Origin of the sequence: Acidovorax facilis, assembly GCF_023913775.1 — a bacterium.
GTDB lineage: Bacteria > Pseudomonadota > Gammaproteobacteria > Burkholderiales > Burkholderiaceae_C > Acidovorax > Acidovorax facilis.
In genome coordinates, this window is the sequence record NZ_JAMXAX010000011.1 from 69,218 (window position 1) to 80,276 (window position 11,059).

At 65.7% G+C, this 11,059-nt stretch carries 10 protein-coding genes; 2 read left to right on the plus strand and 8 right to left on the minus strand.

Going from position 1 to position 11,059, the window contains the following annotated elements; translation table 11 throughout:
• The first annotated feature begins 66 nt into the window (after positions 1–66).
• The gene (locus NFX52_RS06170; RefSeq protein WP_252635580.1) at positions 67–798 is read left to right on the plus strand and encodes a hypothetical protein; all 732 of its coding nucleotides are present in this window, start codon (positions 67–69) and stop codon (positions 796–798) included.
• A 215-nt stretch (positions 799–1,013) separates the two neighbouring features.
• On the opposite strand, the gene NFX52_RS06175 is transcribed toward NFX52_RS06170, so the two are convergent.
• The 5 genes from NFX52_RS06175 to NFX52_RS06195 all read right to left on the minus strand — a co-directional run bounded on the left by NFX52_RS06175 (position 1,014) and on the right by NFX52_RS06195 (position 6,718).
• On the minus strand, positions 1,014–2,288 hold the full coding sequence (locus tag NFX52_RS06175) for an acyl-CoA dehydrogenase family protein (protein WP_055393845.1): 1,275 nt from the start codon (positions 2,286–2,288) through the stop codon (positions 1,014–1,016).
• 54 nt (positions 2,289–2,342) lie between these two features.
• On the minus strand, positions 2,343–3,428 hold the full coding sequence (locus NFX52_RS06180; protein ID WP_055393847.1) for a phosphotransferase: 1,086 nt from the start codon (positions 3,426–3,428) through the stop codon (positions 2,343–2,345).
• 35 nt (positions 3,429–3,463) lie between these two features.
• Positions 3,464–4,183 carry a Crp/Fnr family transcriptional regulator gene (locus NFX52_RS06185; protein WP_055393849.1) on the minus strand — a complete coding sequence of 240 codons (720 nt, stop codon included), beginning with the start codon at positions 4,181–4,183 and terminating at the stop codon, positions 3,464–3,466.
• 189 nt (positions 4,184–4,372) lie between these two features.
• Complete coding sequence (locus NFX52_RS06190) at positions 4,373–5,152, minus strand: oxepin-CoA hydrolase, alternative type (protein WP_055393851.1); 780 nt, start codon at positions 5,150–5,152, stop codon at positions 4,373–4,375.
• 42 nt (positions 5,153–5,194) lie between these two features.
• The gene (locus NFX52_RS06195) at positions 5,195–6,718 is read right to left on the minus strand and encodes a 3-hydroxyacyl-CoA dehydrogenase (RefSeq protein WP_055393853.1); all 1,524 of its coding nucleotides are present in this window, start codon (positions 6,716–6,718) and stop codon (positions 5,195–5,197) included.
• 72 nt (positions 6,719–6,790) lie between these two features.
• On the opposite strand from NFX52_RS06195, the gene NFX52_RS06200 reads away from it, so the two are divergent.
• On the plus strand, positions 6,791–9,013 hold the full coding sequence (locus NFX52_RS06200) for a hypothetical protein (protein WP_238385468.1): 2,223 nt from the start codon (positions 6,791–6,793) through the stop codon (positions 9,011–9,013).
• A 25-nt stretch (positions 9,014–9,038) separates the two neighbouring features.
• Here the strand turns inward: NFX52_RS06200 and NFX52_RS06205 are convergent, their stop codons facing one another.
• The 3 genes from NFX52_RS06205 to thiS form a co-directional block, all read right to left on the minus strand.
• Positions 9,039–9,962, minus strand: coding sequence for a thiamine phosphate synthase (locus NFX52_RS06205; RefSeq protein ID WP_055393855.1), 924 nt, complete (start codon positions 9,960–9,962; stop codon positions 9,039–9,041).
• Entirely contained in the window at positions 9,955–10,767 is an 813-nt protein-coding gene (locus NFX52_RS06210; RefSeq protein ID WP_055393856.1) for a thiazole synthase, read from the minus strand. The genes NFX52_RS06205 and NFX52_RS06210 overlap by 8 nt, the downstream gene beginning before the upstream one ends.
• A gap of 84 nt (positions 10,768–10,851) precedes the next feature.
• Positions 10,852–11,049 (minus strand): sulfur carrier protein ThiS, encoded by a 198-nt coding sequence (thiS, locus tag NFX52_RS06215; protein WP_055393858.1) that lies wholly within the window; start codon positions 11,047–11,049, stop codon positions 10,852–10,854.
• Positions 11,050–11,059 lie beyond the last annotated feature (10 nt).

Genomic DNA, 11,059 nt, shown 5'->3' on the forward strand with positions numbered 1-11,059 from the left:
ATTTCAATTTTCGCCCAATAATGCCTGTACCCGCGACTCTTGCGAAGCCTTGCGCTTCGGCCTCTCATGTTTGACCGCCTCCGCAAAGCATTCGGTACTTCCGGCTCCCCGGGTTCGGACCTGGGCCGGCCTGCCACCAACCGGGACGTGGCCCGCTGGGCTGCGAAGCAGCAGCTGGCCATCGTTGCACATTCCACCGAGGGACATTTCGATCTGGGCGGTGACATCCACGGCCACCCGTGGCGGCTGGAATGCGGCGCACCCACACGCGACTATGTGACGGGCCTGGAGCTGCGCGGGCGCGCCGACGTGGGCGCCGACCCCGATGCCGCCGTGATGGTGATCAACCGTCCCTTGCAGGAAATTCTGGAAGGCACGGCCTACACCGCCATCACCGATACGCTGCAGACCGCGGTGAGCAGCAGCCTGCCCGAAGAAATGCGCTGGTTGTCCATGTACGAGGAAATGGCCTGGCCCGGCCTGCCCGTGTCATTCCGCGAGTACTTCGCGGTGGTGGCAGAGCGCATTGAGCTGGCCCAGCGCTGGATCCATGCGCCCGTGGTCTCGCAGCTGCTCAATGCCGTGGAGGGGGAAGGGGGCTCCGAACGGGCGAAATCGCCCATGGTGCTGATGCTGGCGCGTGGCAAGGTCTACCTGCGCATGGAACACACGCAGCGCAGCCTGGCCGAGATAGCGCATGCCAAGCAACTGCTGCTGGTGGCCGGGCAGGCGGCCCTGCAGAACCTGCCGCCCATGTCGGTGGCGGGGCCGGACGACGTGCCCAACATCACCCGGTAGCGTTCCAGCCAGCGCCTGCGCCAAAGAAAACGCACAACGGAGCGTGTGGCCCCGTTGTGCGTTCTGCAATATTTTCCCGCAGGTTATGAAGCTGGCACGCTGCAAGCCAATGCCCTGCGCAAGGGTCGCCCAGCCGCGTTGGGTGCGGTTCCCTCCCGCGCGTAGTGCGAGAGAGGAGGGGAAAGGCCCAAGGGGCCTCTGGGGGTGATTTCCAGTCAGCTCCCCCGGGTGACGGGCACGGCCGCATCACGGCCGTAGGTGCCGTACTTGCCCAGCTCCCACTTGGCAATGGCGTTGCGGTGCACCTCGTCCGGGCCGTCTGCAAAGCGCAGCGTGCGTGCACCGGCGTAGGCATAGGCCAGCGGGAAGTCATCGCTCATGCCGCCGCCGCCGTGCACCTGCATGGCCCAGTCAATCACCTGGCAGGCCATGCTGGGTGCCACGACCTTGATCATGGCGATCTCGGTCTTGGCGACCTTGTTGCCAGCCACATCCATCAGCCAGGCGGCCTTGAGCGTGAGCAGGCGCGCCATGTCGATCTTGCAGCGGGCTTCGGCAATGCGCTCTTGTGTCACGGTCTGCTGGGCCACGGTTTTGCCAAACGCCACGCGCGACGAAGCACGCTTGCACATCAGCTCCAGCGCGCGCTCGGCCAGGCCGATCAGGCGCATGCAGTGGTGGATACGCCCGGGGCCGAGGCGGCCTTGAGCGATCTCGAAGCCACGGCCTTCCCCCAGCAGGATGTTGGAGACGGGCACGCGCACGTTCTCGAACGTCATCTCGACGTGGCCGTGGGGCGCATCGTCATAGCCCAGCACGTTCAGCGGGCGGACGATGGTGATGCCCTTGGCATCGGCGGGTACCAGCACCATGCTCTGCTGCGAATGGCGGGGTGCGTCGGGGTCTGTCTTGCCCATGGTGATGAACACCGCGCAGCGCGGGTCGGCCGCGCCGGAGATCCACCATTTGCGGCCATTGATCACATACTCGTCGCCCTGGCGCTCGATGCGTGTCTCGATGTTGGTGGCGTCGCTCGATGCCACGTCGGGCTCCGTCATCGCAAAGGCCGAGCGGATCTTGCCGTCGAGCAGCGGCTTGAGCCAGCGGGCCTTGTTGGCATCGTCGCCGTAGCGGGCAATGGTCTCCATGTTGCCGGTGTCGGGTGCCGAGCAGTTGAACACCTCGCTGGCCCATGGCACGCGGCCCATGATTTCGGCCAGCGGCGCGTATTCCTGGTTGGTCAGGCCCGCGCCTTCGTAGCCCGAGGCGGCGGCGCTATCGACCGGCAGAAACAGGTTCCACAACCCGGCAGCCTGCGCCTTGGGCTTGAGGTTCTCGATGGTGTTCAGCGCGCTCCAGCGCTTGCCTGCGGCTGTGTTGGCGGCCAGTTCGTCTTTGTAGGCAGACTCGTTCGGATAGATGTGGTCATCCATGAACTGGAGCAGCTTGGCCTGCAGTTCCTTGGTTTTGGGCGAGTAATCAAAGTCCATGGGTTTCTTCTCCGTTGGTAATCGAGGGGCGGCGCTTGTACTTGCGTCGTGTGTTTAGCCGCGCTGGGCAAACGACCAGGCCAGTTGGGCCATGGGCCGCGCGGTGTCGCCCGATGCCTTGGCCTGCGCGCTGGAGGCCGTGCCAGCCTCCACCCGCTTGGCAATGCCTTGCAGGATGGCCGCGATGCGGAACATGTTGTAGGCGAGGTAGAAGTTCCAGTCGGCACGCAGTGCCTCGGGCGTGGTGATGCCGGTGCGCTCGCAGTACAGGCGGATATAGGTGTCTTCGTCGGGGATGCCCAGTGCGCCCAGGTCCAGCCCTGCGATGCCGCGCCCGAGCGAGGCGGGGATGTGCCAGCTCATGCAGTGGTAGCTGAAGTCCGCCAGCGGATGGCCCAGCGTGGACAACTCCCAGTCGAGCACGGCAATCACGCGCGGCTCGGTGGGATGGAACATCAGGTTGTCCAGGCGGTAGTCACCGTGCACGATGGACACATGGCCCTCGTCCCGCGCGCTGGCGGGCATGTTGGCGGGCAACCACTCCATGAGGCGGTCCATCTCTTCGATGGGCTGCGTGATGGACGCCACGTATTGCTTGCTCCAACGGCCGATCTGGCGGTCAAAGTAGTTGCCGGGCTTGCCATAGCTGGCCAGCCCCCGGTCTGCAAACTTCACGGTGTGCAGCGCGGCAATCACGCGGTTCATCTCGTTGTAGATGTCGCCGCGCTCGGCTGGCGTCATGCCGGGCAGAGATTGATCCCACAGCACGCGGCCCTGCATGCACTCCATCACGTAGAAGGCGCGGCCGATGACGGATTCGTCCTCGCACAGGACAAACATGCGGGGCACGGGCACGTCGGTGCCATACAGGCCGCTCATCACCGCAAACTCTCGCTCGATGGCGTGGGCCGAAGGCAGCAGTTTGGCCACGGGGCCAGGCTTGGCCCGCATCACGTAGCTGGCACCGGGCGTGATGAGCTTGTAGGTGGGGTTGGACTGCCCCCCTTTGAACATTTCCACGGTCAGGGGGCCTACGAAGCCTTCCATGTTCCGTGCAAGCCACGCGGTCAGCGCTTCGGTATCAAAGGCGTGCTGATCGGAAACAGGACGGGTGCCGACGAAATGGTCAAAGTTGCTCATGGAGGAATGGGGGAGAGGTTCGGTCAGTCAATGAGTTAGTTGTCGGTTTCAGCAATGCGCATCAGGGCTTCGCGGTCACGCACCACCAGACCGCCCGGCTCGATGCGAATGGCGTCCTCGCGCTCCATGGCCTTGAGTTCCTGGTTCACGCGTTGGCGCGATGCGCCCAGAAGTTGAGCCAGTTCTTCCTGCGCCAGTTGCAGGCTGATGCGCATCTCGCTGCCGTCCGACAGGCTGGGCACGCCGTAGCTGCGCACCAGGTGCACAAGCTGCTTGGCCAGGCGCGAGCGCAAGGGCAGGGTGTTGAGGTCTTCCACCAGCCCGAACAGCTGGCGAATGCGCCGCGCATGCAGTCGCAGCATGGCTTCGTACAGCTCGGTGTGCACCGCCAGAATCTTGCGGAAATCGGCCTTGGCCACACACAGGATCGTGGTGTCGCCATGCGCGTAGGCGTCGTGTGTGCGCCGGTCCCCGTCGAAGATCGCCACGTCGCCAAACCAGATGCCCGGCTCCACATAGGTCAGCGTGATCTGCTTGCCCGAGATGGAGGTCGAGCTCACCCGCACCGCACCGCGCGCGCAGGCAATCCACTCCTCGGGCGGATCTCCGCGTGCGGCAATGAGGCCGCCGTCCTTGAAGCGTTTGACGTATGCACATCGGAGGATGTCGTGGCGTAGAGAAGGTGAGAGAGATGAAAACCAGCGACCTGAGTTGATCGCTTCACGTTCTTCGATAGTAAGAATCGGGTCGTCCATGGCCTGTCTTTTGGGTGACTAGAAACAGACCCATTGTCGCGTCAGGGACCTTCGTGCTGCGTCAGGGTTGTCACCTGCGTGTCTGCGCTGTGGGCGCCCAAAAGAAAACCCCCGGACGCTGCAGCGCAGAGGGCCGGGGGATGGGGCGTGGCGGTGGGTGCTCTGTGGGTACGGCACCCCGGTCCAATGCTATTCGTAGCGGGGCACGCGTTTCTCTAGGAAGGCAGAAATACCGGCCCCGCCGTTCGCATGGTGCAGGTTCTTCACGAAATGGTCGCGCTCATGGGCCAGGTGGTGTGTGAGCTGGGCATGGGGCGCTTCGTTGAGCAGCTCCTTGATGCTCGCGAGGGCATTGGGTGCACGCGCGTTGAGCTGCTCTGCCAGTGCCAGGGCGGTCTCCAGCGCGCTGCCGGTTTCTGCAATGCGGTTGACCACCCCGAGAGCGTGCAGGCGTTCTGCGCTGATGCGGTCACCACACATGAGGATCTCGGTTGCCACCTGGCGGGGCAGGGCGTGCGACAGGCTCCAGCTGGCGCCGCCATCGGGCGACAGGGCCACATTGCTGTAGGCCATCACAAACACTGCGTTGCGGGCCGCCACGATGAAATCGCAGGCCAATGCCAATGAAAAGCCCGCACCGGCCGCAGCGCCTTCCACGGCTGCAATCACAGGCTTGGGGTAGGTGCGGATGGTCTCGATCCAGTTGTGCAGGCCCTCAATGCTTTGTGCCTGTACCTCGGGGGCTTCCTGGCGGTTGGCCAGCAGGCGCTGCAGGTTGCCGCCCGAGCAGAACATGCCATCGGCCCCCGTGATGACCACGCTGCGAATGTCAGGGCTGCTTTCGGCCACACCCAGCGCCTCCACGCCCGCTGCGTACATCACCGGGTCGATGGCGTTGCGCCTCTCAGGGTTGCGAAGGGTCAGGATCAGGGTCTGGCCCTGGCTGGTGCTCTGGAGTTCTGCGGGCATGGTGGCCTTGGTTGGGGCGCGGCTCTTGCTCTGTTCGCGCGATCAGGCTTCTTCGACGTGGGTCAGGCTCAGGCCGATGGCGCCGCGCCTGCGCAGCCAGGGGCTCGGGCGGTAGCGTGTGTCGCCGTACACGGTCTGCATGTTGAACAACACTTCGAGGATGTTGGTCGGCCCCCAGCGGTCGCCCATGGCCAGGGGCCCCAGGGGGTAACCCAGGCCCAGTGTCACAGCGGTTTCCAGATCCTTGGGGGAGCAGATGCCTTGCTGGCAGATGTCGCTGGCGATGTTGACGATGGTGGCCACCACACGCTGCGTGACAAAGCCGCCGCTGTCGCGGATCACGCTCACGGCCTTGCCGTCGCGGGCAAACAGCGCATGCGCTGCGTCGCGGATGTCCACGCGGGTGGCGGGGTTGGTGGCCAACACGCGGCGCTTGGTAGCGGCGTCGTCGATCAGCATGTCGATGCCGATGGTGCGCGCCGGGTCCAGGCGCTCCACGACCGCCACGGTGGTGATGTCAAACCCCAGCGGCGCGACCAGCGTGATGGCCTGGGGCGAGGGCGACTGGCCGGTTTCGATGGTGGCGCCCAGGTCCTTGAGCAGCTGGTACAGCTCCGCGCGGCGCGCGGCACGGGGCGAGACCCACACGGGGGGAATCTCTGCCACCACGGGCGGCGGCGCCTCTGCCGGTATCTGCGCCACGCCGTCCACGTAGCGGTAAAAGCCTTCGCCCACCTTCTTGCCCACCACGCCGCCTGCCAGGCGCTGCGCGGTGATCACACTGGGGCGAAAGCGCGGCTCGTCGTAGTACTGGCGGTAGATGGATTCCATCACCGGGTGGGAGACGTCCAGCGCCGTCAGGTCCATCAATTCAAAGGGGCCGAGCTTGAAGCCGACCTGGTCGCGCAGGATGCGGTCGATGGTGGCGAAGTCGGCCACGCCTTCGCCCACGATGCGCAGGGCCTCTGTGCCAAAGCCGCGCCCGGCGTGGTTCACGATGAAGCCGGGGGTGTCTTGTGCCTGAACGGGGGTGTGTCCCATTTCCCTCGCATACGTGGCCAGGGCGGTGCACACGGCTGCATCCGTCTTGAGCCCGGCAATCACTTCCACCACCTTCATGAGCGGCACGGGGTTGAAGAAGTGGAAACCCGCCAGGCGCTCGGGCCGCTGCAGGCCCGCGCCGATGGCGGTGACCGAGAGGGACGAGGTATTGGTGGCCAGCACCGCATCCGGGCGCACCACGGCTTCCAGTTCGGCGAACAGCGTCTTTTTCACATCCAGCCGCTCCACGATGGCTTCTACCACCAGGTCGCAGCCTGCCAGGTCGGCCACGACCTTGACGGGGTGCAGCCGCGCGGTCAGGTCACCGGCCTGCGCGGCATCGATGCGGCCCTTGGCCACCAGTTTGTTCCATTGTTCCTGGAGCGCCGCCTTGGCCGCATCGGCGGCGCCGGGGTTGGCATCAAGCAGAAAAACCTGGCTGCCAGCCTGTGCGGCGATTTGTGCAATGCCCCGACCCATGGCGCCGGTGCCCACGATAGCGATGTTGGGAAACTGAATTTTCATAGCGCCATTATGGCTCTGGCGTTGCGCGGGACTTATGTGCAAGAATGGGTTGCACCAAAAACAGAACATATTGTGAAAATCCGTAACGCCATTTTGGGGACCAGTCTGTGGGCGGTCGCTGCAGGCGCCTCGGCACTGTCCTTGGGCGGCAGCAGGGGCGTGGTGGTGTTGGGTGCCCCGGTAGATCTTTCCTTCGATATCCAGCCCGACCCAGGCATCGATCTGGCCTCTTCCTGCGTGACGGCCAAGCTGGTGGCCGGCGATACGGTGATTGGCGATGCCAAGGTGCGGGTAGTGCCATTGCCCGACATGCGGGGGCGGTCTCCGGCCGTGCGGGTGCAGGCCGCCATCGCGGTGGACGAACCGGTATTGATGGTCACCTTGTCGGCGGGGTGCACAGGCAAGGTCACGCGCACCTACACATTTTTTGCCGAGCTTCCATCCACGGTGGCACGGTCCGCATCGCCGGTCGACGTCTCGCGGCTACCTTCCCTTGCGGCCGGTGGGGTCGAAGCACCCCGTCCGGCCCAGGGTGCAGCAGGGCAGCGCGCTGCAGGGGCTGCCACTGCGCCTGTGGCGCCTTCTCCGTTGGCATCCGTGCCCTTGTCTTCCGAAAACCGGCCCGAGCCTGTACCCAGCACCCCGTCGGTGGCCAAGCCCGCCGCGCGGACGGCCCCGGTACGGCCCCCAGAGCGTCCGGTGGCGCGCCCCCAGGCCAGCGCTGAAAAAAACAAGCTGCCTACAGCCCCCAAGCCCGCTGACCGGGCTCGCTTGGTCGTCGAGCCACTCGACCTCTGGGTAGACCGTCCGCTGGCACTGCGCACCTCGCCTGAACTGCTGGTCATGCCATCAGACCAGCCCTCGGCCCAGCGTGCCCAGGCGGCAGCGCTCTGGAAAGCGATGAATGCCCAGCCCGAGGATGTCAACCAGGAGGCTGACCGGCTCAAGGCCCTGGAATCCGACGTTGCTGCCCTGCGGGCGCAGGCCGCCCGCGACCGGGCCAGCGCAGCGCAATTGCAGCAACAGCTGGAGCAGGCAGAGAGCGAGAGATTTCCTGCCACGGTGGTCTACGCGCTGGGCGGGTTGCTGCTGCTGGCACTGTTGCTCGCTGTGTGGGCCTGGGGGCGGATGCGCAGCGCCTCCGAAAAGGCGGTGCGCGCATGGCGCGATTCGGTGGCTGCGCTGGGTGGCCGAGATGCCGTGGTCGAGCATGGGGCTGCGCTGGGCCTGCCCCCCGACCCCAGCGATCACTGGCTGCCGTCCGACGAGTCCGCCGAAGCCCGGGAACCTTCCCCGGGCTCAGCTGCTGCCCCGCTGGTACCTCCTTTTGTGGCCACGGCCCCTTTGCCCAGTGCCCCGGTCCCCCTGAAGGCGACCGTTCCCCCGCCAGCACCTGCCGCTGTAGTCACGCAGCAACCCGCGCTGCACATCGTCAGCCCGGAAGAGCTTTTCGACATCCAGCAACAGGCCGAGTTTTTTATCTCGGTGGGGGAACACCAGCAGGCCATCGAAGTGCTGAAAACGCACATCGCTGAGCGCGGTGCCACTTCGCCGCTGGCGTATCTGGAGCTTTTGCGGCTGTACCACACGCTGAGCCGGGTGGAGGAGTTCACGCAGCTGCGTACGCAGTTCATGCAATCGTTCAACGCGCAGGTGCCGGAATTTGCCAGCTTCCACCGCACGGGCCGCATGCTGTACCACTACACCGATGCGCTCGCTGACATCGAGGCTGAATGGACCTCTCCGTCCGTGCTGCAGCTGCTCGAAAAGCTGCTGTTCCGGCAGAACGGTGTCGGTTCGGTCGAGCCCTTTGACCTTGCGGCTTACGACGACCTGCTGCTGTTGCTCTCCATTGCGCAGACCACGCCCGCAAGTGCCCGAGGGGAGCCTGCGCCCCGCAAGCGCACCACACCGCTCGCCGCACCTCGGGACGAAACCCAGGTGCAGCAAGCGCCAGCCCCGAAGGTGCCTGCGACAACGGCGGCATTACCTCAGGACTCGCGCGCGGCGAGCCTGGAGTTCGACTTTGACGGGATGCCTCCCGCTACAGAGCGGCCAGCTCAGGCATCGGGTGTCGCAGCGCCCTCCGCACTGGATGGCGACACGCGCGGTGCGCCGCTGGATCTCGACCTCGACCTTGATCTGTCAGAGCCGCCCCACCTCACCCTGAGCGATCTGCCGGCCGTGCCGGTGACCGCGCCCCCGGCCGCGGGTCAGGCCGTCGGTTTTGGCATGGACAACGACCTGGTCGAACTGCGGCTGGAACTGGAGCAGAAGAAAGGCGACCGCAAATAGGCCGATAGGCCAATGGATCGTCCCTTCAGCGGCTCGCGCGCTGGCTGTTTTGTTCCATCAGGCGCATCAAGTGCGTGGCGGTGGCTTCAGGGTCTGGGGCATTGACAAGGGCCCGCACCACCGCAATCGACCCCACGCCTGTGGCCTGCACCGGCGCAAACTGCTCGGCGCCGATGCCGCCAATGGCCACCTGGGGGTAGTGGCGCAGCAGGCGCGCATACACACCCAACCGGCCCACACCCTGCGGGGCCGTGGCCATCTTCTTGAGGGTGGTCGGGAATACGGCGCCCATGGCGATGTAGCTGGGGCCTACTGCATCTGCACGCACCATTTCTGCGTAGCCATGGGTGCTGACACCCAGGCGCAGGCCCGAAGCGCGCAGTGCTTGGAGTTCGTCGGGGGCCAGGGCATCCAGATCTTCCTGGCCGAGGTGAATGCCATAGGCACCCGCCTGGATGGCCGTGCGCCAATGGTCGTTGATGAACAGCAGCGCACCCGTGCCCTGCACGGCCCGTACGGCGGCGTGCACTTCCCGTTCAATGGCGGCAGCGTTGTCCGACTTGAAGCGAAGCTGCACGGTGGGCACGCCCGCACGCGCCATGCGGCCTACCCAGTCGGCGTCGGGCAACACGGCGTACAGGCCCAGGTGCTCAGGGCATGGGGCGAACGCTTGGGCATGTGGCACGGGTTGCAGGCCAAAATCCTCTGGCGCGTCGGGCCATTGCTCAGGCTGGAAGGTGCCGGTGCGCAGACTCTGTGCCAGCCAGGCCTGGGCCAGGCACTCCGCGTCGTGGGCAATAAAGCCCAGCGTGCTGCAGGCCTGCAGGGCTGCCAGGTAGGCGGCTTCCTGCCGCGTGGGTTTCGGGGCGGGCTCGGCGCCAAAGCCCGCGAAGGTGGCGGCGTGGTGCGCAAGAATGGCCTGCACCATGGCGCTGGTGTCGTCACGCATGTTGTTCATGGTGCCAGAAGGGGGTGCCGAGCACGGGCGTACTGGGCTGGGCCGCATCCTGCGCTGCCATGGCACCTGCCTGGCGCGCGGCGCGCCCGGCATTCACTGCGTCGGCGAAGGCGCCGGCCATGGCCACAGGGTCTTGCGCCAGTGCGACCGCAGTATTGAGCAGCACGCCGTCATAGCCCCATTCCATCACCTGGCAGGCGTGGGATGGCAGGCCCAGCCCGGCATCCACCAGCATCGGCACGTTCAGCCGTTCACGCAGCGTTTGCAAGGCATAGGGGTTGACGGGGCCGCGCCCGGTGCCGATGGGTGCCGCCCAGGGCATCACAGCCTGACAGCCTACATCCACGAGGCGCTGGCACAGCACCAGGTCTTCCGTGCAGTAGGGCAGCACCTGAAAGCCTTCCTTGATGAGGTGTTCGGCCACGCCCACCAGGTTCAGGGTGTCGGGCTGCAGCGTGTAGTCGTCGCCAATCAGCTCCAGTTTGATCCAGGGGGTGTTGAACACCTCGCGCGCCATCTGTGCCGTGGTGATGGCCTCTTGCGCGCTGTGGCAGCCTGCCGTGTTGGGCAGCACAGGCACGTTGAGCCTGCGCAGCAGCTCCCAGAAGCTGCTGCCGCTTTCGGCCGGGTTGCTGCCCTGGCGGCGCAGCGATGCGGTGACCATGGCAGGCTTGGCGCGCAGCACGGCGGCTTCGAGCACTGCGGGGGATGGGTAGCGCGAGGTGCCCAGCAGCAGGCGGCTGGCGAACTGCTGGCCGTAGAGCACCAGGGGGTCTTGGGGCGTTGAAGTGGTCATGGTGTTTACTATGCTTTTGATAGCTGCTAGCGCTTATTTATCAGGCGCTAGGTGCCAATTTGGCTTCAAGTTTCAGGCGGCGGATCAGCCCCCCGTCACGGGCGAGATGATTTCCACGCGGTCGCCGGGCTGCAGGGCCTGCGCGGCGTAGCGGGTGTTGGGCACAAAGGTGGTGTTCACGGCCACGGCAAAAGGCGGGCGGGCCGCGATGGCGGCCACGGCGTCGGCCACGGTGGCGCCCTCGGGCAGTTCGTGCGGGATCTGGTTGATGGAAATGTTCATGCGAAAGCGG